This is a genomic window from Paenibacillus sp. alder61, assembly GCF_020179875.1.
In the GTDB taxonomy this organism is placed as follows: domain Bacteria; phylum Bacillota; class Bacilli; order Paenibacillales; family Paenibacillaceae; genus Fontibacillus; species Fontibacillus faecis.
The window spans coordinates 1-22077 of the sequence record NZ_JAIUDG010000041.1; the positions used below are offsets into that span (position 1 = coordinate 1).

The following is a 22077-nucleotide window of genomic DNA, read 5'->3' on the forward strand; positions in this document are numbered from 1 at the left end:
AATTCATCAAGAAATCCGGGAGCAACAGCGATCGGAAGAACATTTCACCCGGCTGCCTCTATCCCTCCATCATTAGTTCAACTCATTACGACTAACTGATGTTAAGGTTTTTGCAAGTTTAATGCCTAAAATGCCGCTAATTCCCGGATCTAAGCCCAATTCGACAAAATAGGGGCGTAAAAGGCCGTAAAAGGCCGTAAAAGGCTTTTATCACGGTTCACCTACCCGGTTTTCAAAAGGAAAATGGGCTTAGGATAGGTTTTTGGCCTAGAGTTGCAGCGTGCAGAAATTTTACGCAAAACAAGGTTATCCGATGGATCCTTAGATCCTCCGGGGAGGATCTAGATCATAAGGATTTCGCGGATTTCTTGTTCCGTGAGACTGGACAAGGCTTCCTGGCCGGGCTCGATCACTTCGTCGATGAGGTCTCTTTTCTTCTGCTGAAGCTCGTACATTTTCTCTTCGACCGTATTTTCGGTGATCAGCCGAATGACTTGAACGACATTTTTCTGGCCCATGCGATGGGCCCGGTCGGCCGCTTGCTGCTCGACAGCCGGGTTCCACCAAAGATCGTAAAGAATCACGGTATCGGCTCCGGTCAGATTGAGCCCGGTGCCTCCGGCTTTCAAGGAGATCAGGAAGATGTCGCGCTCGCCTTCGTTAAAACGGGAACATAGCTCGACGCGTTCGGCAGGTGGCGTTTTACCGTCCAGATAGAAAAAGGGAGCGCCGCGATACCCCAATTCTTTGCCGATCATCCCGAGCATTTCGGTAAACTGCGAGAAGATCAGCAACCTTCTGCCGGCGCCGAGACACTCTTCCGTAATTTCCAGCAGCTGCTCGAACTTGGCTGAGCCGCCTTCGTAATCCTCGACGAACAAGGAGGGATGGCAGCACAGCTGACGGAGCCGGGTCAGGCCGGCCAGGATACGGATCCGGTTCTTCTGGAAGCTCTCTTCGTTCAGATGTTTTAAGGTTTCCTGCTGCAGTTGGGCCAAAAGGGCGGCATACAGCTTCTTCTGGTCCGGAAGCAGTTCCGAAGTTTGCACGGTTTCAATTTTTTCGGGAAGCTCCTTCAGGACATCGGTTTTCAAACGCCGGAGCAGGAACGGTCGGATCATTCTGGCGATCTGCTCCCGGCTTAACTCGTGAAACTGCTGGCGGCTCTGGAACAGGGACGGGAACACGACGTCATAGATCGACCAAAGCTCTTCCAGTTTGTTTTCCACCGGCGTTCCGGTTAAGGCAAAGCGATGCTTGGCCTGCAGCGCTTTGACTGCCTGCGCCGTTTGAGTAGCGTAATTCTTGAACGTTTGCGCCTCATCGAGAAACATGCTGTGGAACGCATGCTTGGCAAACTGCTCAATATCCATGCGCAGGACCGGGTAGGAAACGATCAGCACGTCGGTTGTCCCGGCTCGCTTAAGTACATCCAGCCTGTCGCTTTTGCTCCCGTCGGCTACCTCGCAACGGATGTCCGGAGCGAATTTGCGCAGCTCGTTCCTCCAGTTATATACGAGGGAGGCGGGAGCTACGATGAGAGCCGGCTGCTGTTGATCCCGAATTTCCGGAAGGACCGAGACGAGAAAAGCGATGCTTTGCAGGGTTTTCCCAAGGCCCATGTCATCGGCGAGAATGCCGCCGAACCGGTAATGGGCCAGCATTTTCATCCACTGGTACCCGTAAGCCTGATAATCGCGGAGCACGGACGACAGTTGCGGGGGAACCGGGAAATCGAGACTGTCCGGATTTTTGATGTGATGCAAGAGCAGACGGAAGTTCTTGTCCAGTTTGATGGAGCTGCCGTACTTGTGCTCGTCCAGCAGGTGCAAGCCCTTGGTCACCGGGACGCGAAATTCGTTTCCGGCTTCGCCGATCAGGTGTGGCCCCAAATCATTCATCAGCGCGACGATTTGTTTGAAATTGTCATGATCCAACGGCAGCAAGGCGCCTTCGGGAAGCCGGTAGTATTTTCTTTTTACGGCCAAGGCCTGAATCACTCCCCGGATTTCCTGTTCCGATATCCCGCTTAAATCAATGGAGACCTCGAGCCAGTCCGTGCGCTCTCCCAGTTGAACCGAAACCTTCGGCGGGGCGGAAACCGGTACGATGCGGGTCTTTACCGCCGAGGTGGCATATACTTCAAGCAGTTGTTCGAGCCGGGGGACGATATGCACCAGGAAATCGTATTCCGCATCTTCATCGTCCAGAAAGTAGCCGCTCTCCGTTTTAACGAAGGAGCTTTCATCCATCATTTGCAGGATCCGGCTTTCCTGCTCTTCGTCGCGCATCAAAATGAGGTCGCTGCCACGGGCGGTTCCGCTTTCGAGCGGGTTGAGTACGATATCGCCGTACTGGAATTCCAATCCGGCCAGCAGCCGGTTGCGAACCCGATCCAGGTAAAGCCGGGCTTTCAGCGGGGATCTCACCATCCGCTCGGTAACGGCATCCGCGATTTGAACGGAGCCCATCCTTTGCAAACCCGGCAGAACCCGCTGCATGAACGGTTCCATTTGTTCGGCGGCGATATGGATATGATTCCTTCGGGAAGCCTCCAGCATGTTTTTGAGTTCCCGCAAGCGCCGGCATCGGTCGACCTGGAGATTCCGAAGGATGCCGTCCGCGAGAACCAGTCCGTAGCTTTCCAAGATTTTCAAATCGGCAAGCCCCTCGACATCGAGGCGGTAGCCGCCGTCTTCGGCCCGATCGAATCTATAATTCACCGGGAGCGGATCGTCCGAAATCACGAACGGCCGGGGCTTTCCGTGTCCGGGATCCAGCTTGACGGACGAGGGGGACGCCCGGAAGCCGCGGAGCAGCTCGGCCCAGGCGTAGGGAGGCAGGAGCAGGGTTCGGTTCTCCTTGTTGCGCCTTGCGGCTCCGCCGCTCCATCTGGCCTCTTCCTGGTAAAGCCGCTCGTTTCGCGATATCTCGATCAGTTGGCGCAGGATGACGTCCTGGCTTGGTTCGAAGCTATGTTGCGCCGGGTCATAACTGAACTGTTCGGAGAACGGATAGCTCTCCCCGCGTTCAAGATGGTCGAGAAAGTCGCGGATATGTTTGACAATATAAAGCCTGCCACCGCCGATCTTGAGTTCGACCCCGAACACGTACAGATTGGGTCCGATATACGAGGTTTTGAGAATAAATTCGGCTTGCAGCTGGATTCGGGCGTCAAAACGGGAACCCGCCGTTTTCCTGCGCACTCCGCCTTGCTCGAACAGACCCATCACATCCCGGGTTAACCACACATCCCGGGAGGAGCCGCCGGAACGGCGGCCGGACGGGTCGTACCGCTCCGTCAAGCCGGTGAAGGTACCGCCCGAAGGCCGGCCTTCGGGATGCAGCAGGGAAACGGATCGCGCCGGCATCCGGGAGCCGGCTTGCTGCTCCCGGATGCCGAGCAGGACGGCGGCGATATGTTTGCAATGGTTGTTATATAAAGCGTAAGCGGGACATTGGCATTCGGCGGACACATCGCCGTTCAGGTCGATATGAACGAACACGCGGTAACTGTCGGTTCCGCGGACGATGGCCTGATAATGACCGGTCTCCGGTTCGGTATGGGTGAAGGAGACTCTCTTCTGCCGGAAGTAGGCCTCGCCGCGATCGTACGCGATGCGGCCGCACAGCAGTTTGATCAGCCGCTCGGTTAAGGGTGAGCTCACAGGCGTACCCTCCTTAAAACCAGTAATTTAGACACTATTTCATATTACCAGAAACGCCGCGAGATGGAAGGGTGGTGATACTAACAGTTTGTCCGATGTAGAACGGCGGTATAGGCATTATGTTTTCGTTATAAAATGATGAGGAGTGAAAAAACATGAAATACAGCTATTTGGGGCGTTCGGGCTTAAAAGTGAGCCGCCTTTGCTTGGGGACGATGAATTTCGGGGTGGACACGGAAGAGCGCGAAGCGTTTAAAATCATGGATGCCGCGGTAGACGCGGGGATTAATTTTTTCGATACGGCCAACATCTATGGGTGGGGCGAAAACGCGGGCAGAACCGAGGAAATCATCGGAAAATGGTTCGCCCAAGGCGGGGGCCGGAGAGAGAAAGTCGTTCTGGCCACCAAGTTTCACGGGGAGATGGCCGACCCGAACGACGGGCCCAACAAAGCACCCGGGCTGTCCGCCTATAAGATGCGCCGCCATTTGGAGGGTTCGCTCCGGCGGCTGCAGACGGATCACATCGAGCTGTATCAAATGCACCATGTGGATCGCAACGTGTCATGGGACGAACTGTGGGAAGGCTTTAACGTAGCTTTGTACCAGGGAAAAATCGGGTACGTCGGCTCCAGCAATTTCGCCGGCCGAGACCTGGTGAAGGCGCAGTACGAAGCGAAGGCGAAAGGCATGCTCGGACTGGTGTCCGAGCAGCACAAATTCAGCCTGCTCTGCAGATTGCCGGAGCTGGAAGTGCTTCCGGCCGCCGAGGAGCAGGGCATCGGCGTGATCGCCTGGAGCCCGCTGGACGGCGGCCTGCTGAGCGGGCATGCGCTGCGCCCGGTGCCGGGCTCGAAGCGCGCGAACGATCCCGCCCGCGTGGAGAAGCATCGCGGGCAGTTGGAGGCGTTCGAGCGGTTTTGCCGCGAGCTCGGCGAAAGCGAGGCCAATGTGGCGCTGGCCTGGACGCTCACGCGTCCGGCCATGACCGCGCCGATCATCGGCCCGCGGACGCTGGAGCAGCTGGAGTCCGCGCTGCGGGTAGCGGACATCCAACTGGGCGATGCGGAGCTCCGGCGGCTGGATGAAATCTTTCCGGGGCCGGGCGGGGAAGCGCCGCAAGCTTACGCCTGGTAGGCGGCCATCCCGTAAGACGGCACTTGTGCCCGTCGGAGGTTCTTCCCGGCATCCTCTTGGATGCGGGAAGGACTTCTTTTTTTGCCTTCATGCCTAAAAAGTTGGAAAATAGGTTGACCTTCACGTAACGTTAAAGTGTACATTGAATTTGTCGGGAGGAGATCACATGGAATACACCATTCAGAAGCTCGGGCAGTTAGCGGGAGTCAGCACCCGGACCTTAAGGTATTATGATGAAATCGGCATTCTTAGGCCGGCCAGAATCAATTCGTCGGGATACCGGATATACGGTCGGGAGGAAGTGGATCGGCTGCAGCAGATTTTGTTCTACCGGGAGCTCGGTTTTTCCCTGGAACAGATCGGATCCATTGTCAATGACCCCTCCTTTGACGGGACCCGCGCTCTGATCGAGCACCGTGAACGACTCCTGGAACGAAGACAGCAACTCGACGCGTTGATTGCCAATGTGGATAAAACGATTGCGATGAAGGAAGGGAGATTCAAGATGACGGATCGGGAAAAATTCGAGGGCTTCAAGAAGAAGCTGGTTGAGGATAATGAAAGGAAATACGGCGAGGAAATCCGCGAGAAATACGGCGTGGATACGATGAACCGTTCAAACGCCAAGGTATTGAACATGACGGAAGAGGAGCATCATGAATTGCAGCGTCTGGAGCGGGAGATGTTCTCGGCCCTGCAAGCGGGAATGGAGGCCGGGGATCCGGCAGGCGAGGCGGCGCAAAAAGCGGCGGATTTGCATAAACGTTGGCTTACCTTTTTCTGGGACTCTTATTCCCCGGAAGCGCATGCCGGATTGGTTGAAATGTACGTGGCCGACGAGCGTTTTAAAGCGTATTACGACAATCAGGGTTCCGGAACGGCCGAGTTTCTGCGCGACGCCGTACTCATTTACACCGGAGCGAAAAACTGACGATTTGCTGAACCGCCGACCGATTATTCGCGATATCATTGTTTCCGCCTCCTCCTTTGGGTTATGATATTAGTTGGATTGTGAAAGAGTTCTCTAATCGAGGTGGAAGTCCATTGAAAACGGTCGTGATCATCGGCGGCGGAATTACCGGTCTGTCCGCGGCTTATTATTTACAGAAAGACATACGTTCCCTGGGGCTTGAAGCCCGGGTTGTATTGATCGAAGCCAGTGAACGGCTCGGCGGGAAGATTCATACGGTACGCCAAAACGGTTTTTTTATGGAAGCCGGCGCCGATTCGATCGTCGCCCGGAAGACAAATACGGCCCCTCTTGTGGAAGATCTGGGCCTGGCTGAAGAAGTTGTCTATAATGCTACGGGCAAATCTTACATTTATACCGAAGGCCGATTGAAGCTGATTCCGGAGGAAGCGGTCTTCGGGATACCGCTCAGCCTGGAAGCACTGGCCAATAGCGAGCTGATCTCGGCGGAAGGCAAGGTTGAAGCGTTGAAAGATTTTTACACCCCGAATGAGACGTTTACGAAAAACGACTCGGTGGGGAGTTTTCTGGAAGCCTTCCTGGGCAAGGAAATGGTGGAGAAACAAATCGCGCCGGTGTTATCCGGGGTGTATTCCGGTAAGCTGAGCGAACTCACGCTGGCTTCCACTTTGCCCTACCTCCTGGATTATAAGAACGAGTACGGCAGCATCATGAAAGGCCTGGCCGAAAACCGTCAGACCTTTAAGGGAAGCGGGGACAGGAAATTCTTCTCCTTTCGGGACGGCGTTTCCGCGTTGGTGGATCGGATCGAAGACAAGCTGGAGGATGTGGAACTGCTGAAGGGGATTTCGGCGCAAGCGATTTCCCGTGCCGGGGGCCGCTATCAGCTCCGGCTTTCGGACGGGAGCGAGAGGGAAGCCGATTTTGTTGTGGTCGCCACGCCGCACACCGCGGCTCAGGCTTTACTCAAGGATGGCCTGCTTGACGAGGATTTTTCCGGAATGCGCAGCAGTTCCATGATTAGTGTCTATTTGGGCTTCGATCTCCCCGACGGGGAATTGAAGGTCGACGGAACCGGCTTTATCGTGTCGCAATCTCCGGATGTCGTTTGTGATGCCTGCACATGGACCAGCCGGAAATGGAAGCATACGTCAAGGGACGGCCGTCTGCTGGTCCGGTTGTTTTACAAAAGTTCCGGACCGTCCTTCGAATGGCTTCAAAGTCTTTCGGAGGATGAACTTCTGGACACGGCTCTTAAAGATGTGGCCGCCAGCTTGGGTATTCGCAGCGAGCCGGTTACCCACATCGTAACCAAATGGCTGGATGCCATGCCGAATTACCATATTCGGCACCACGAGCTGGTACAGTCGCTGGAGCGAAAAATCGCCACCGCCTATCCCGGCGTTTACTTGGCGGGATGCTCTTATTACGGGGTCGGCATTCCAGATTGCATTGCCAACGGGAAACAAATCGCCGGTGAAATCGCCGGACGGATGGCTGAACGGGGGACGGTCTGAAATTTTTTATGGAAATATCGATATTCCCGTTTCATCCGCCTGGGGCGGGGTAAAGTAATAACAAGTGGGAAGTGGTAAAAGGAAAACACCAGACGGATGTCATGTTCCATGTCGATCCGGAAAGGCAGTTGATTTACCATGAACTCTCTTGCAAAAAGGAAGAGACGAAAGAAACTGCTTCGTTTCTTGTCGGGTAGAATACCCTAGCCTTTGGAAGATTGCTTAACATTTAAATATCGCTTCCCACAACAGAGGACTCTGCGGTTTTCAATCGCGGAGTCTTCTTCATGTTTGGGCGATCGCGCAGGACGAGGCTATTTCATCAATTTCGCCGCCCCCGTAACTTGGCGGGGCAAGCTCGAATATGATCAAATATGGCGGTACAGGCGAAGCGGGAGGTGAGCGTCTAGGGATATGAAAGACCTGCTTTTGTATGACGTGGAGTGGTGGATACTCGGAAAAACGGCAAAAACGATCCAGCGGCATCATCCCGCCCTCGATATCATGTCCGCCAGGGAACTGGACGATTATCTCCGGGAAAAGGGCAGTGCCGCTTTAAATGCGGAGTATCGGACGATTTCCGCGATGTGTCTCGGGATCGCCGCGTACGCCATCTTTAAACATGTGCGTATCGATTCCTCCGCAGCCGTCTCTTATTACTACTTCAGTAAAAACTACGAAACTTATCGGGAGTGGCAGGATGAACTGATTCCGGATCCGGAATTTTTGCGGCTGGTGATCCCGAGAATTTCCAAGATCGGCAGCATGAACCACAGGCTCGCGGAGAAGTTGAAGCAACTGGCGCCTCGGGCTGATATTGAGTATATCGGTCATTTTGTGGACCATGGCCTGTTTCGTCCCGACGAGCGTCCGAGATCTTCGGACGAACCTCTGGTTGTCGGGTGGGCGGGAGATCGGAACAAACGGTCCAAGAATTACGATACTTTGTTCGTCCCCATTCGCCGCCATTTTGAGCGGGATGCCATGGTGCGGTTTTTGGATACCCCGGGCCGGTATGCCCATGAGGATATGCCTTCCTTTTATCATTCCATCGATCTTCTTCTGATCACGTCCTCGAACGAGGGAGGCGGGGCCACGGCGCTGGAGGCGTTTGCCTGCGGCAAGCCGGTCCTTTCCACGGATGTCGGTTACATCCGGGAAGCCGCGCCTTCCGCCGCTCACGAACTGATCCTTCGCAGCGACAGCCCGGAGGCTTACATCGGGACAATTGACCGGTATAAAAAGGAGAGAACGGCTCTGCAAAACCTGGGTTTACGATGCCGGCAACAGATCGAAGACCATTGGAGAATTGATCAGGGGGCAGCCCGATGGATCCGGGTCCTGTTCGGTTTATGACGAATTACGGCGTATTACTATATGGAAACGGGGAGGATGACATTGACTGCCGAACAATACGTTACGACCGAGGTACCTATCGAGCTGGTGTTTACGGATGTGGATGTACGCACGGCGAAAAAAGAGTACACGATCCCCTCTTTTACGGAAGAGTGGTTTACCCACCATAAACTCCATTCCGACATCTCGTTGATGCGGATGGAGCCTCATCGAGAGTTGTTCCGCTATTTTTACGGCGAGTCCGGAGCCTCACCCGAACCCTATTTGGCTTGGTACGAGCGCATTCACCACCTTAGAGGCGTCGCGCCGCCGATGGACCGGGAAGGCCTGCTAAATCAGAAGCGGATGGAATACGTAAATATGCGCTCCTATCTGCAAAACGACCCGGGCTATTTCACGGAGAATCCTCCGCTCGTTACCTATCGTACGCCGGGGAGATTTAATATTCAAGACGGTCATCATCGGGCTGTTTTTCTGTATTGTTCCGGTTTAAGGCGAATCCCGGTCCGGATGACCCGTGCGGATTATGAAACCTGGCTGAACCCCGAGGCACTGGAAGACACGGTGCAGATGGTAGCTTTGCAGCAAAGGAATCTCATTTATACGCCGATCCTGCATCCCCATTTCTACGGAAAGAGAAGCGAGCGGGATGAATTTTATAAAACCAGGCTGGATGTAATTCTGGAGTACCTGGGCTCCCGGGACTTGAAACGAACGAAGGTGCTTGATATCGGCTGCAATATCGGTTATTATGCCCGTCACTTCACGCGTGAAGGCGCTCAGGTGACCGGCATTGAGCCCGACCCGCTGCATGCGGAATTGCTGATGCGGTTGAACCGGTTGGAGCGGGCTGAATTTGAACTGGTTCGCGAACCATTCGAGCGTCTCGTCGGACTTCAGGGATACGAAATCGGGATTCTGCTTACGGTATTTTACCACTTAATGGGGGATTCCGGCCTCAGCGAACGATTTCTTAGTACGCTAGATTGTGCGGTTCATGGATTGCTGTTCTGGGAATCCGGTGACCGGATCGAAGAGGAGAAATCCCTGTTGTTCAAGCATACGGGGTTTGAAGAGTACGTAAAGCTGGCGGATACGTTCGGAACGGGAAAGTACCGCGAACTCGGTGTCTTTCTGAAGCGGCCGAGATAAGTTTGGAGGGATGGACATATGTTTCAGGATGTATCCGTACTGATGCCGTATAAGCCGGATGACGGGCCTAGAGATCAGGCCTTTCAATATGTCAGGCGGTTCTATGAACGCATGCTGCCGGGGGCGCAGTTATGCATCGGCGAAGACTTGGATGAACCTTTCAGCAGATCAAAGGCGATCAATCGCGCCGCTTCTCAAGCGAAAGGACGTGTTTTTGTCATCGCGGACAACGACCTTGTCTATAATCCCGAGCTTCTGCTTCAATCTGTGCAGCTCCTGAGTGCGGACCGTTGGGTCATTCCGTTTGCGCGAATCAACCGTCTGTCCAAAGACGTTTCGCATCGGCTCGTACTGGAAGGGAGCGGCAGTTGGCCGCTGCCGGTTCAACCCGATACAAAACCGGCCGAAGCGTCTTATTTCGTAGGCGGGATGAACGTGCTGCTGAGGCAATCCTTTGAAAGCGTTGGCGGTTATGATGAGCGCTTTATCGGTTGGGGCGGTGAGGATGAAGCGTTTGCCTACTCCGTGGATACTATGGTAGGCAAACACATACGCCTGGAAGGGGAATTGTTTCATTTCTGGCATCCCTTTGTCGGCCCCGGCGGGAATCCGCACTATGACGAGAACTACAAGCTTTACTTGCGTTATAAAGCCGCGTGGGGGAATGAGAGGGAGATGCGCCTGCTGCTTGAGGAGAAACGCAAAAACATGTAGAAGAAAAGGAGCAGATGGGGAAGATGGGAATGAAATTATCGGTGATTGTTCCTGTCCTGAATGAAGCTACGTTCGTTCCGCTGTATTTGGAGAGCGTGGGCGCTTATGCCGATGAGATCATTATGGTCGACGGAGGCAGCACGGACGGCACGCTTGACATTATTGAAAGCTTTCAACAACGGAGTTATCCGATCGAATTGTTCGCTATGCCGCAAACCGGTCTTCCTTATACGGAAGATTGGGATGAATCGCGGGTGCGCAATTTTTTGATCGATCAGGCCACCGGAGACTGGATCATGAATTTGGATATCGATGAAATCGTGGATGACCGGTTTAAGGAAGCACTTCCGGAATTGATGAGCCGCCAGGAGGTGCATATCTACCAGTTTCCCTTCGTGAATTTCTGGGGAGATCCCCAGACGCTGCGCGTGAACAGTCCCGGGGATGAAAGATGGTCGAATGATATTACCCGGATGTGGCGTTCCGGCATCGGCATCCGTTACCGCGACGAGAAGCACCATTGTACGCTTGAGGGACCCGGAGGCCAAAGCATTTGGCAGATTCCGCGAGGCAGGGTCGAAATCCCCATTTACCATTACCATTACGCCTTGGGGAAAAAAATCAAGTTTAACGATAACCGGCGCGGCGACGTCAATCTGCATGAGAATCAGGGCGAAGCGGATTGGAATTACGCCCATCCCGAGTATACGATTGCCACCACGGAATTTAAAGGGGAGCACCCGGCTGTGATTCGGCGTTATTTGCAGCAGTCGGTCCACGATAGCTAATCGAATCGAAAGAGAGTAAAGCCCTCCAGCGTATAGGATTGCCGTTTTGGCAAATAAACGCGCCGGAGGGTTTTCGCATTTAGCTGGAGCTTTGAACCAAGGGGCGGAATTCGAGCGCTTCCTCCTTTAGCCGTCGGGCAAAATCGGCCGGATCGCGGAACACCCATCGCTCCAAGTCGGGCAGGGCGGCGGAGAGTAGTCCGAGCCGGTCTTCGGGATAGGCGAAGCTGTCGGCGATAAGACGTTTGGCTCTAACGGGGATCGGTGCCGGCTCGCCGCAGTAGATCACGGCGTCCAGGTTCGCTTCCGCCAGCAAATCCATCCGGTTCGTCAAATAAAGCAGATGCCCGCCTTTTCGAAAGCCCATGATAGACCGGTTATAATGGCGGAGGGTGTTAATAATCAGGAGACAGTTTTGACTCGAAGCGAGCTCCCTGACGAGGTATTGCCATCGCGCGGCCTGCGCCGTCCATTTATTTTCACCTAAAATCAGAATGCAGGGGACGCCGGCCTCACGGATTCGTTCCGCTGTCTGACCGGGAGTTTCCGTCAAAGCGAAGAGGTTGTCTGGCCGCGAAGGAGTCCGCCAGGCTTTGCCCCATTTCCGCTCGAAATAGCTTTTGTTTTTCTCCCAAAGTTCGTTATAGACATCCGGCTGCATTTTCCGCATGGTGGCGCTCCCGTGGTGATACACAAAGGCATCCTCCACCACAACCAGACGATATCCGGCGGCCCGCACCCGCTCGCAGTAATCGTCATCTTCGAACATCCCGATGCCGTAGCCGGTATCCAGCGGACCGACCTTCTCCCAAACCTCCCGTTTCATAGCCACGCAAAAAAATCCCAGCAAATCGGTGGCTCTTGCGCGTCCCTGGTTAAAGCGGTAAAAATCCTGAAGCCAATCGGGATGGGCTCCGGAGGCCGGGTTCCCCACGAAATGGTCCAGCGCCTGGTCATTGCCGACAAAGTTGGACATCGGCCCGGTCATTCCGACGTCGGGATGTTCCCGCAGTGGACGGAGGAGGCGGGTAATCCAAGTGCCATCCGGGACGATCGTATCGTTATTGAGCAAAATGTAGTATTTTCCCGTCGCCAGCTCGATTCCCCGGGAATTTCCCGCGGCGAAGCCCAAATTCCGCTTCGAAAGTATGATTTTAATTCGGCGGTCCCGAATCCCTCCCAATCGCTGGGCAGTTTGATCGGTGGAGGCGTTGTCAACCACGACGATCTCCAGATTGGGATAATGTCCGGGGCGGAGAAGGCTGCGCAAACACTGCTGGGTATACGACCAATTGTTGTGGGTCACGACAATGACGCTAACTTTGGGATACATTTGTTGAACGATGAGTTCGTGAATGTCCGCGTAACGCTGCTCCCAGGAATGCCTGCGGGCAAACTCCCGGCACTCCTTCTCCCGTTCGGCGGTTTTGTTTCTCAATGCGGTTTGAATGGCCTGCTCGAAAGAGACCGGGTCCGCAGCCATCTCGACGAGTTGGGGGGACACCGCAGCGACCTCGGGCAGTTCCGTGGAAACGACCGGTTTGCCTGCCGCCAGATATTCATAAAGCTTGACCGGGTTGGTCGCCTTCGTCAGACGGTTCTGTTTAAAAGGGATCATCGCAACATCGAATCGGCGCAGATACCCGGGGAGTTGGTCATAAGGTTTTTCGCCGAGCAGCAAAACATTCTTCAAACGCTCCACTTTTGAAATATCGCAGCCGAAGGTATGCCCGATGAGGATGAAAGTCCAATCTTTTCTTTTTTCCGCCAATTCCCGAATCAGATCGATGTCAAACCAGTCGGAGATGGCGCCGTAGTAGCCGATCACCGGGCCGCGGATCTCTTCCAGTTCGGCAGCCGTCGGAACCTGGGCCGTCTGGGCAAAATGGCCGACATCCGCCGCATTGCGAAGCAGGGACGCATCGGGACGGAGACTTTGAAGCTTCTCCAGAAGTCCTTGAGAGGAGGCAAGCACCAAGTCGGCGCGGCGGATCATTCTTTCCTCTAGTTGCAGCATGGAAGCAGCGTTTGTGGAGAACCCCTCATGGTCGTCCATGCAATCATAAACGGTCGTGTGCTGCGTCAAATTTTCAACGAGCGGTAACCAAAACGGAAGATCCACGATGGACACCATCTCGGTGATGCCGAACTTCTCCTTGACGACTTCGACGGACAGACGCAAAAAATCCACGTCCCTTGGACTCATTTGGTCCTGATACAGGTTGAGTCTGGCGTGGGAGCAAAGGGTTACGTTCCACACTCTCGGCGCGATTTTTTTGATTTTGACATAGCGTGCGAGTTCCTCTTTGGTTACGGCTTCCAAAGGGAGCGGAATCATTTCCGTCGTGACGTAAAAAACGCGATGCCCCTGGTTGGCAAACTGTCGGGATATCTGCTGCGGACGCTGCCATCGGAAATGCCAATCAATCACCGGGAAGCGAAAAACATCATACAGCTCGCTAGTTGTACCGCCGCGGTTCCCGGATAAAGGGGGAGATATTGCCGGAGGGACGGCGTGCGGGACGGTCTCCCGCGGAAGTATTTCTCCGGCTCCTGCCCTTAAGTGCGCCGATATCCCGGCTTTCATGGAAAGTTGGTTTCGAACCGGTTCGCCGATGCGAGTTTCTTTTGTATTCAACAGAGCTCTCCTCCCTAAACCAATGTCTAAGTTAAATTATGAGGGAAGCGGAGTCTCCGCATGGGGCGAAAGCCCGCCTGCCTAAAATATCCGGCAATTCACTCCCCGCAATTCACTTCGCGCTTAGGCCTTTTCCTTATCTTTGCCAAGATAGGTTGCCGTACGGAGGCGAATGACATAAGTTACCGTATCAAAGTGAGGAGGTAGGAAACGTGAGAGTGTTATGGGGGAAAACGAATGTTCCGGATTACGGAAAACCGGAACACAAGAGACGGATATTGAAGCGTAAACCCAAACTGGGGATATGGACGGGGAAACGCGGCAAAGTTCGTCATAGTCTAAAGCGCAAATTTATTCGCCTAAAGTTGCAGGTCGGTCAACTTAACGGAAATGTGAGTGAACTGAACGTCCGGGTGAACACCTTGCAAACGCAGGTTAGCCAGTTGGCGGCCCAAACCGCGGCCAAATCGCAGCCGCCGTCTCCTCCAGCACAGGCACCGGGCACAGGAGCAGGAACCGGAGCGGGTACGACTACCGGCGGAAACGCCGTTCAACATACGGGAAAAACGAACGATAGCTTAACACGTGGAGGAGGCGGCGCTCAAGACTCACTGGAAAACGCAAATGCCCGGATTACCGCATTGCATCAATTAGTCGACGGCATCCTTCGGCAAGTTAATTCGCAGCAGCGGCAAATCGATGACGCTTTTTCCAACATCAACGCCTTGAGACAGCAGGTTCAACAATATACGGGGCCAGAGGAAGAATACGAGGGGCTCATTACTTTGCTGACTCCTTTGTTAAATACAAGCGTAACGATCGACACCGCCGCCGGCCCGATTTTCGGTACCTTGGTGGCGATCGGGTTGGACTATATCGAAATTGTGGAACCGGACGGCAGCATTGTTCTCATTCCGTTTGATCAAGTTTTATCGGTATCTTAAGTGGTGAAATAGAGGAGGGCGTAAAGCGAATGGATTTCGAACAAAGGTTAAGTGCATTTATCGGAAGATCAATTGAGGTGATCTTCACCAACCAATTTTTGCAGGGTCAGATTCTGAATGTTTTCGACGAGACGTTTGTCGTCCAGGCCGAGAGCTCCAATTATATTCCCGAGCCTCGTCAGGTCACCGTGGTCTCGAACAATGTGATTTTCGTGCGGATTCCGCAGTAGTGCATAAAGAGCTTATTCCACTAATAGAAGTCCAACTTATCCCGCATCCAGGACTCCCATTTAATGTAGGTCTCTTGCCGCTGCCGATGCGTAATGCTCCCTCTTCTAATCCGTCTGTGATAAAGAGGTTTGGGGACAAAGGAAACTGGAGATTGCCGCACGATGCGAAGGAGCAGCTCCAGATCTTCGTAAAGTCGTCCGGCAAACGGGGCTGCCGTGTTCCAGCCTCCGAGCTCTCTTAACACCGCGGTTTTGAGCAGTCGCGGAGCCAAAGGTTCCGCCCGGATCAACAGATCTTCGGGGCTCATGACGGGAGCTTGCCGGGAAACGGAACGAAGCACCAGCTGTTTGTTCGCCCGCTCCTGCCATTGTACATGCTGCGCCCAAACGACGGCAGCGTCCGGCATCGCTTCGGCTCCTTCAAGCAATTCGGCGCAGCACCCGGGCGCAAGCCAATCGTCGGCGTCCAGTTCAAGAACCCATTCTCCTCGAGCTTCTCGGAGAGCTTGATTCAGCGCATGCGACTTACCTCGATTTTCGGGCAATGTAAGCCCGCGAATCCGCGAGGTGATCCCGGAAAGCCGCTGGATGATTTGAGCCGTATCATCGGTCGATCCGTCATCCACGAGGATCAGCTCCCATTCCGAGAAGGATTGGGCCAGCACGGAACGTACGGACCAAGGCAAATAGGCGCCGTCATTATAGGAGGAGATGACGATACTGATTCGCGGGGGTTGGCGGTGGGAGTCGTGGCCCACCGTCTCATCGTCGTGATCATTAGCGAGCAGGAGCGGGAGAATCCATTTTCGCGTTTCGGGCTCTTTAAGCCAAGGAGGCGGCGGCAATGGACTCGGGATCAAGAGCTCTTCGCGGAGCGGCCGCCATTTCCATTTTTGGGAAACTTGATGCTGCTTATCGATGAAAAGATACTGATCGAACGGGCATTCGGACCGGGTTGGAAATCCGGGGAAATGGCCGCTCCAAACCGCTTCTTTTCGCCAAAGTACAGGACCGCGGGGAACGGGTGCTTCCGGAAGGAAACTCGAGGGGCTTCCTGAAGCATCGTCCAGAACCGCTCCCGCCGTATCGCTATGAACGGTACGGAGCCAGTGTTCCAATTGTCCGGCCAGCGCCGGCTTAACGATTTCTCCGGCAATGAACGTAAGGAACCAGTCTTCGCCGGATGCGGCCAAGGCGTTGTTGATTTGTTCCCCGCAGTCCCCGCCTTGAACCGTCGAGATGACGATAATCTTGATCCCGGGCAGAACAGAGAGCAGGGAACGTTCGGTCTGCCGATATAGATAAGGCGGTGTATCTCTCGCTAATATAAACGCCAGCATCGATGTCACCTTTGTATTGTTTTTTTCAGGATATGCATATATCGACAGGGATGCCCCCGCCCCAACCGGTTTAATTCGGGATTCAACCTAAAAAAAAGATCATGATTAACGCTAATCTTAGGGATCAGGCGTTACATGATCTTTTTTGGTTAGAGCAGCGGCTAAAGCATTATGCCCAGTTTCCTTTGCGGAATACAGGCTCGATCGTACCGTCTTGAAGTTCGCCGTCGATCTCAAGCTCGGCCGATCCAATCATGAAGTCGACGTGAGTCAAACTGACATTGGCCCCTTTTTGCAGCAGTTCTTCTTTGGTGAGCTTTGTCCCCCCCTTGATATTGACGGGGTAGGAGCTCCCTAAGGCAAAGTGGCAAGAGGCGTTCTCGTCGATCCCCGTATTGTAGAAAACCCGGTTCATTAAAGAAATCGGGGAATGATGGGGCACCAGGGCCACTTCGCCCAGATAGGAGGCGCCGTCGTCCGTAGCCAAGAGGGCGGTTAGATGCTCACGCCCGGTTTCGGCATCATATTCCGTGACCTTACCGTCCTTGAAGGTCAAGCGAATGCCTTCAACCAACCGTCCGTTTAAATTCAGCGGGAGCGTGCTCGTCACCGTCCCGTTTACTCCGGTTCTGAGCGGCATCGAATAAATTTCCTCCGTAGGCATGTTGGCCACGAAGTATACGCCGGATTCGTTATGGTCTCCTCCGCCAAGCCATAGATGTCCTTCGGGCAGTTCGACCTTCAGGTCCGTTCCCGGCGCGCGGTAATGCAGGCTCTTATACCGCTTTTTGTTCATATACTCCTGTCTTTCCTTAAGTTCGGCAATATGTCTTCGCCAAGCCTCAATGGGATTTTCGTTTTCGCTGACACGGTTCATCCGGAAGATCGCTTCCCACATCGCCTCAATCCGTTCGTTTTCGGGCAGGTCGGCGAACACCTTGTTGGCCCAGGCCCGAGTCGGAGCTTTGATCAGCGACCAGCTGATTTTGTTGGTTCGGATATAGCCCTGGAATTTCTCGCGAGCCACCGCCGCTGCTTTTACGGCTGCAGCGACTTTGCTGCCGTCCACGCCGCTGAGCAGCATCGGGTCGGGAACCTTGATGTTCAGCAAAGCGCCGCCTCCCTCGGCCAATTGTTCAACCATGTCCGCCTGCCATTTCGGATAGTAGCCGAAGGAATCGTCAGGCGCTTTCTCGTAACGCATTTTGGTAATTGCCTCGTCATCCCATTCCACCTGGACGTATTTTGCCCCGGATTCATAGGCTTTGGCGACGACCAGGCGGGTAAATTCAACGGTCTCCAACGGTGCTTGAACAATCAAAACCTGACCGGGCTGTATATTCACGCCCACTTTTACAACCAGTTCGGCGTATTTCTCCAGTAAAACTTCAAAATTCTTCACAGATGTGTCCTCCCCGATAATTCTTCTATCCAATCCATTATATAGGAAAGGGGAGAGGCGTAGCAAAATAGGGCATTCAGGAATTACTCCCGTTGTTCATTGGAGTTATAATGGTAGGTAACCCGGACACCGAGCGTGTAGTAACTTTCCTCACGGTAATGGCCGTCCGGGCATTTTTTGACGTGGCATACGGGTTCCCGGTCTGCGGCGAGCGGTTTTTGGCATACGGGACATTTGGGGGCAAACCATTTTTTGAACAGACCGGACATCCGTTAATTCCTCTTTTCTGATTAATTTACTTGGTATTATTATAACGGATTCGATTCGGTTCGTATATGGCTTTTATAAGGGACGTGATCAGCATTTTATTACTACTTGTCATGGTTCTGCTTGGAGTGGCGGGATCGTTTCTGGCGGGCATGTTCGGGATCGGCGGGGCGATCATCAATTATCCTTTGCTGCTTTTTGTACCTCCGGCTCTGGGGCTTGCCGGGTTTACCACGCTGGAAGTTTCGGCGATCAGTATGTTTCAGGTGTTCTTTTCCGCCTTGTCAGGAGTTTTTGCTGTGCAACTAACGCGTAGAAAGAAGCCGGAGTCTCCGGGAGTTCACCGAAAACTTGTAATTTATATGGGAACGAGCATACTGGCCGGAAGTTTGCTGGGCGGACTAGCCTCCGGTTTTGTTGCCGGGAATCTTATTAATCTAACCTATGGCATACTTGCAATTTTGGCTATGGCCTTGATGTTGGTCCCACCGAGGGGAAACGCTCCGGAGATCGGGGAAAACGCGGATTTTCCCGCATATGTAGCCATGGTTCTGGCCTTTCTCGTCGGGATTGCCTCGGGGATCGTGGGGGCCGGCGGGGCGTTCCTGCTCATTCCGATTATGCTGACCGTTCTGAACATACCGGTACGGACAGCGATAGCCTCCTCGTTGGCGATTGTCTTGTTGTCGGCCGTAGGCGGAGTTGCCGGAAAGCTAGCGGCGGGCGGAATCCCGGTCCTGCCCACCGTATTTTCGGTTATCGGCTGTTTGATCGGGGCGCCGCTCGGCTCCCGGGTTGCGGCCAAAATGGATACCGGCGTCCTTCGGTACGGCTTGGTGGCCATCATCGCCGTCACCGCCGTAAAAGTGTGGTCCTCCGTTCTTTTTTAAAAGGGTATAATCCGCGCCGGTTTGCTTCAAATTAGGATTACAGGATGAACCAAATCCATATCCTTAGGAGGCTATAATGAAAGAAAATCCCTTTTCCAGTTTGCAATCGCAGAACCCGATTTCGCAGGCTCAGGAATCCGTCGAAAATGTGCGTCGCGCTGTAAATCAGGCACAGTCCCATCCGAGAGAGGAGACGATTCAAAACGCCCGCAACGCGATTAAAAAGGCGGAAAACGCCATCGCACAAGCCGAGGGACGCATGAACCAGGAACCGATCGATCGGGCGAAGGAAAGTCTGGAGCAAGACCGCGCGGATTTGGAACATGTGGAAAATCAGTTTAAATAAATGTATGATAGCCGTGGATACCTTAAATGAAGGAGTGTGAAATTCATGGCTCTACAGTTGAATTCCTATTTAACCATGGATGGTAGTGCGAGGGAAGCGATTGCCTTCTATATACAAGCGCTGAAAGCCGAGGTGCTTTTCATCCAAAGCTTTGGTGAGATGCCGGAAAATCCCGAGTTCCCGCTGCCGGAGGAAGTGAAGGAACGCATTTCGCATGCGACCTTAAAGGTAGGAGACTCGGTCCTGATGTTCTCCGACTCTTTTCCCGGCAATCCCCCGCAAAAAGGAAGCATGCTTTCCATCTGTATAACAACGGATGATTATGCGGAGTCCGAACGGATCTTTAACGCGCTTCAAGAAGGCGGAGAGGTGGAGATGCCGCTGCAGCAAACGTTTTTCAGTCCGGGCTACGCCATGGTTACCGATAAGTTCGGCGTACTGTTCCAAATCTTTACCAAGAGTCCGCAATAGGACTTGAAGCAAGAGGGGACTGTAGGACAAACTGTCCGAAAAATCCGCGGGTAACGCGGATTTTTTGCGTTTTATGCTTTTTATTGAAAAAAAGAGTTGCTTAGGGAGGAAGGATCAGGTAATATAAAATCAAAATTAGTGATTGGTCAATCAATAACAATTCCGGCGAGTTGCATTAACTCAGGAATGAAGGAGGTACCAAACCATGGCAAAGAGAGCGGCCTCGGCCAATCGGCGCACCGACATTGTTAACGCAGCGATTGAAGTATTTGCGGAAATCGGGTATTACCGGGCAACCACCGCGCAAGTGGCGGAACGGGCGGAGATTTCGCAGCCGTATGTTTTCCGTTTTTTTAATAAGGAGACGTTGATGGTCGCCGCGTTGGAAGTTTCATTTCAAAGGATACAGCAGGCTTTTGAGCGTACCATTCAATCGGCGGGTAAAGAGCATTTGGAGGCAGGCTTAATCCGGGACTATGAAGGAATTATGGAGAGACATCGGAATGAGATCCTGCTCCAGATGCAGGCGCAGACGATTCAGGAGGAACCGATCCGCGAAGCGATGCGTAAAGGGATGGCGGAAATCCATCACATAGTTTTGCGTGCGTTTGAAGAAGCGGGAATCGAGCAGCCGCAATGGCGAACCGAAAATTTTATGGCCAGAGGCTTGTTGTGTAATTTGACGATGGCTTTGGATCTTCCGCAGCTGATGAAAAAAGATCTTGGTTGAGGGGATCTTTTTTAAAAGAATTTGTGATTGATCAATCACTAACAAAAATTATATATCAATTGAAGGGAGTAATGTTAAGATGAAAAAAGCGATTGTATTGGGTGCGACCGGGGGCGTAGGCCATCCATTAACCGCCGAGTTGGTCAAACGGGGAGTAGAAACTATTGCGTTCGGGAGATCGATGGAGAAATTGAAGAGACTCGAACAAGAGATCGGTCCTACCCCTTTGTTGAGTTTGTATACTGGGGATGCGTTTCGGACGGAGGACATCGTGAAGGCTGCCGACGGGGCGGATATTATTTTTCATAGTGCCAACATCCCCTATCATGAGATGGAGACCCGCCTGCTGCCTTTGGGCGAAGCGGTAATGCAGTCCGCCGAACGTCTGGAGGCTAAAGTGGTGGTTGTCGACGGGATATACCCTTACGGCAGAAGAACCGTGGAAAAAGCGACGGAAGAACACCCCAAAAATCCGCATACCCGCAAGGGGAAGACCCGTCTAGCCTATGAGAAGATGATTCTAAGTTCACGTTGGGAAAAAGCTCGCCCGCTGATCGTCCGGCTGCCCGATTATTACGGGCCCACAGCTCAAGCTTCATATCTTTCCTTAACCATGCAGGCCATTGCGGCCGGTAAGGGTACCGTTTTTATCGGTAACATGAAGGTCCCTCGGGAATATGTTTACCTGCCCGACGCGGCTAACATGATCGTAAATATTGCGGAGCGGGATGCCTCTTACGGACAAAACTGGCACATTCCCGGACCGGGGCTGCTTTCGGGGCGCGAGCTGGTCGGATTCGCCCAGAACGCCAGCGGACGAAAAAAATCGGTGGTTCCGATGGGGAGGATTAGCCTGACCCTGGCGGGGTGGTTTAATCCGGTGATGAAAGAGGTTGTTGAGATGCTTTATTTGACGGAAGAGCCGTTTGTCCTGAGCGGGGAAAAATATGAAAAGCATATCGGACCTCTCGTTTGGACCCCTCACGAAAAAGCGATTCGCGATACCATTGTGGCGCTACAGGAGCAGTTGTAAAAAACAAACGCGGTAAATTATGAATCATTTTCCTTGGATATCTTTATATATGGATATCCTTTTTTGTTCGTGGTAAGATAAGTGTCCGGTCGGTTGTGGCGAAGCTTTTAGGAACGATTTGAAGCATCGAAACTGAACCTTCTGGAAAAAGTTATCACTTGTAGGTGGTTGCGGAATATGATATATTATTACTCCGGCCGCTTCGACGGCGGCACGGTAAGCAAACTGGTAAGAATTAGTTCTTGCAATCAGGTTTGCTGATGTGATAAGATATAAAAGTTGCCGCTGATGAGGCGATAACGAAATGAACGAAGTTGATCTTTGAAAACTGAACAACGAGTGAGTATTAAATGAGAATTAAAATTCTCGTCAGTTTTTTAAATGAGCAAGTCAAACACTTTATTGGAGAGTTTGATCCTGGCTCAGGACGAACGCTGGCGGCGTGCCTAATACATGCAAGTCGAGCGGAGTTAATCGGGAGCTTGCTCCTGGTTGACTTAGCGGCGGACGGGTGAGTAACACGT

The 22077-nt window shown here is 53.2% G+C and carries 19 protein-coding genes and 1 rRNA gene; 15 read left to right on the forward strand and 5 right to left on the reverse strand.

Features of this window, described 5'->3' with window-relative positions; translation table 11 throughout:
• Nucleotides 1-341 precede the first annotated feature (341 nt).
• Nucleotides 342-3668 carry a DEAD/DEAH box helicase gene (locus tag LBW89_RS27005; protein WP_148449560.1) on the reverse strand — a complete coding sequence of 1109 codons (3327 nt, stop codon included), beginning with the start codon at nucleotides 3666-3668 and terminating at the stop codon, nucleotides 342-344.
• Between the two features lie 155 nt (nucleotides 3669-3823).
• Here LBW89_RS27005 and LBW89_RS27010 point away from each other — a divergent pair, with 155 nt between their 5' ends.
• From LBW89_RS27010 to LBW89_RS27040, 7 genes are all read left to right on the forward strand, one after another.
• Nucleotides 3824-4804, forward strand: a complete 981-nt coding sequence (locus LBW89_RS27010; RefSeq protein WP_148449559.1) for an aldo/keto reductase — start codon at nucleotides 3824-3826, stop codon at nucleotides 4802-4804.
• A gap of 166 nt (nucleotides 4805-4970) precedes the next feature.
• Complete coding sequence (locus tag LBW89_RS27015; protein ID WP_148449558.1) at nucleotides 4971-5735, forward strand: MerR family transcriptional regulator; 765 nt, start codon at nucleotides 4971-4973, stop codon at nucleotides 5733-5735.
• A 113-nt stretch (nucleotides 5736-5848) separates the two neighbouring features.
• Nucleotides 5849-7252, forward strand: a complete 1404-nt coding sequence (gene hemG, locus LBW89_RS27020) for a protoporphyrinogen oxidase (RefSeq protein ID WP_148449557.1) — start codon at nucleotides 5849-5851, stop codon at nucleotides 7250-7252.
• A gap of 414 nt (nucleotides 7253-7666) precedes the next feature.
• Complete coding sequence (locus LBW89_RS27025) at nucleotides 7667-8608, forward strand: glycosyltransferase family 4 protein (protein WP_148449556.1); 942 nt, start codon at nucleotides 7667-7669, stop codon at nucleotides 8606-8608.
• A gap of 42 nt (nucleotides 8609-8650) precedes the next feature.
• The gene (locus LBW89_RS27030; RefSeq protein ID WP_225040906.1) at nucleotides 8651-9760 is read left to right on the forward strand and encodes a class I SAM-dependent methyltransferase; all 1110 of its coding nucleotides are present in this window, start codon (nucleotides 8651-8653) and stop codon (nucleotides 9758-9760) included.
• Nucleotides 9761-9778: 18 nt separating this feature from the next.
• Nucleotides 9779-10474, forward strand: a complete 696-nt coding sequence (locus tag LBW89_RS27035; protein ID WP_148449554.1) for a galactosyltransferase-related protein — start codon at nucleotides 9779-9781, stop codon at nucleotides 10472-10474.
• A 23-nt stretch (nucleotides 10475-10497) separates the two neighbouring features.
• Nucleotides 10498-11262: a glycosyltransferase gene (locus LBW89_RS27040; RefSeq protein ID WP_225040907.1), complete on the forward strand. Its 765-nt coding sequence runs from the start codon at nucleotides 10498-10500 to the stop codon at nucleotides 11260-11262.
• Nucleotides 11263-11341: 79 nt separating this feature from the next.
• On the opposite strand, the gene LBW89_RS27045 is transcribed toward LBW89_RS27040, so the two are convergent.
• Nucleotides 11342-13900 (reverse strand): glycosyltransferase, encoded by a 2559-nt coding sequence (locus tag LBW89_RS27045; protein WP_148449553.1) that lies wholly within the window; start codon nucleotides 13898-13900, stop codon nucleotides 11342-11344.
• 212 nt (nucleotides 13901-14112) lie between these two features.
• Here LBW89_RS27045 and LBW89_RS27050 point away from each other — a divergent pair, with 212 nt between their 5' ends.
• Nucleotides 14113-14844 (forward strand): hypothetical protein, encoded by a 732-nt coding sequence (locus LBW89_RS27050; RefSeq protein ID WP_225040908.1) that lies wholly within the window; start codon nucleotides 14113-14115, stop codon nucleotides 14842-14844.
• Between the two features lie 29 nt (nucleotides 14845-14873).
• A complete protein-coding gene (locus LBW89_RS27055; RefSeq protein WP_148449551.1) occupies nucleotides 14874-15074 on the forward strand; it encodes a hypothetical protein in 201 nt (66 codons plus the stop codon).
• Nucleotides 15075-15094: 20 nt separating this feature from the next.
• Here the strand turns inward: LBW89_RS27055 and LBW89_RS27060 are convergent, their stop codons facing one another.
• The 3 genes from LBW89_RS27060 to LBW89_RS27070 form a co-directional block, all read right to left on the reverse strand.
• The gene (locus LBW89_RS27060) at nucleotides 15095-16414 is read right to left on the reverse strand and encodes a glycosyltransferase family 2 protein (protein ID WP_225040909.1); all 1320 of its coding nucleotides are present in this window, start codon (nucleotides 16412-16414) and stop codon (nucleotides 15095-15097) included.
• Nucleotides 16415-16583: 169 nt separating this feature from the next.
• Nucleotides 16584-17816 (reverse strand): aminopeptidase, encoded by a 1233-nt coding sequence (locus LBW89_RS27065; protein WP_148449548.1) that lies wholly within the window; start codon nucleotides 17814-17816, stop codon nucleotides 16584-16586.
• An 83-nt stretch (nucleotides 17817-17899) separates the two neighbouring features.
• A complete protein-coding gene (locus tag LBW89_RS27070) occupies nucleotides 17900-18085 on the reverse strand; it encodes a hypothetical protein (RefSeq protein WP_148449547.1) in 186 nt (61 codons plus the stop codon).
• An 87-nt stretch (nucleotides 18086-18172) separates the two neighbouring features.
• Here LBW89_RS27070 and LBW89_RS27075 point away from each other — a divergent pair, with 87 nt between their 5' ends.
• The 6 genes from LBW89_RS27075 to LBW89_RS27100 all read left to right on the forward strand — a co-directional run.
• A complete protein-coding gene (locus tag LBW89_RS27075) occupies nucleotides 18173-18973 on the forward strand; it encodes a sulfite exporter TauE/SafE family protein (RefSeq protein ID WP_148451125.1) in 801 nt (266 codons plus the stop codon).
• A 76-nt stretch (nucleotides 18974-19049) separates the two neighbouring features.
• Nucleotides 19050-19319: a hypothetical protein gene (locus tag LBW89_RS27080; RefSeq protein ID WP_148449546.1), complete on the forward strand. Its 270-nt coding sequence runs from the start codon at nucleotides 19050-19052 to the stop codon at nucleotides 19317-19319.
• 45 nt (nucleotides 19320-19364) lie between these two features.
• A complete protein-coding gene (locus LBW89_RS27085) occupies nucleotides 19365-19790 on the forward strand; it encodes a VOC family protein (protein ID WP_148449545.1) in 426 nt (141 codons plus the stop codon).
• A 205-nt stretch (nucleotides 19791-19995) separates the two neighbouring features.
• Nucleotides 19996-20520, forward strand: a complete 525-nt coding sequence (locus LBW89_RS27090) for a TetR/AcrR family transcriptional regulator (RefSeq protein WP_148449544.1) — start codon at nucleotides 19996-19998, stop codon at nucleotides 20518-20520.
• A 79-nt stretch (nucleotides 20521-20599) separates the two neighbouring features.
• Entirely contained in the window at nucleotides 20600-21553 is a 954-nt protein-coding gene (locus LBW89_RS27095; RefSeq protein ID WP_148449543.1) for an NAD-dependent epimerase/dehydratase family protein, read from the forward strand.
• A gap of 399 nt (nucleotides 21554-21952) precedes the next feature.
• Nucleotides 21953-22077, forward strand: a 16S ribosomal RNA gene (locus LBW89_RS27100); the annotation flags it as partial.

Excerpts from the sequence above, each read along its gene's own strand:
- LBW89_RS27010 (WP_148449559.1), top strand. The coding sequence starts at position 3,824 with ATGAAATACAGCTATTTGGGGCGTTCGGGCTTAAAAGTGAGCCGCCTT.
- LBW89_RS27015 (WP_148449558.1), top strand. The coding sequence starts at position 4,971 with ATGGAATACACCATTCAGAAGCTCGGGCAGTTAGCGGGAGTCAGCACC.
- LBW89_RS27025 (WP_148449556.1), top strand. The coding sequence starts at position 7,667 with ATGAAAGACCTGCTTTTGTATGACGTGGAGTGGTGGATACTCGGAAAA.
- LBW89_RS27035 (WP_148449554.1), top strand. The coding sequence starts at position 9,779 with ATGTTTCAGGATGTATCCGTACTGATGCCGTATAAGCCGGATGACGGG.
- LBW89_RS27040 (WP_225040907.1), top strand. The coding sequence starts at position 10,498 with ATGGGAATGAAATTATCGGTGATTGTTCCTGTCCTGAATGAAGCTACG.
- LBW89_RS27055 (WP_148449551.1), top strand. The coding sequence starts at position 14,874 with ATGGATTTCGAACAAAGGTTAAGTGCATTTATCGGAAGATCAATTGAG.
- LBW89_RS27060 (WP_225040909.1), bottom strand. The coding sequence starts at position 16,414 with ATGCTGGCGTTTATATTAGCGAGAGATACACCGCCTTATCTATATCGG.
- LBW89_RS27070 (WP_148449547.1), bottom strand. The coding sequence starts at position 18,085 with ATGTCCGGTCTGTTCAAAAAATGGTTTGCCCCCAAATGTCCCGTATGC.
- LBW89_RS27080 (WP_148449546.1), top strand. The coding sequence starts at position 19,050 with ATGAAAGAAAATCCCTTTTCCAGTTTGCAATCGCAGAACCCGATTTCG.
- LBW89_RS27085 (WP_148449545.1), top strand. The coding sequence starts at position 19,365 with ATGGCTCTACAGTTGAATTCCTATTTAACCATGGATGGTAGTGCGAGG.
- LBW89_RS27090 (WP_148449544.1), top strand. The coding sequence starts at position 19,996 with ATGGCAAAGAGAGCGGCCTCGGCCAATCGGCGCACCGACATTGTTAAC.
- LBW89_RS27095 (WP_148449543.1), top strand. The coding sequence starts at position 20,600 with ATGAAAAAAGCGATTGTATTGGGTGCGACCGGGGGCGTAGGCCATCCA.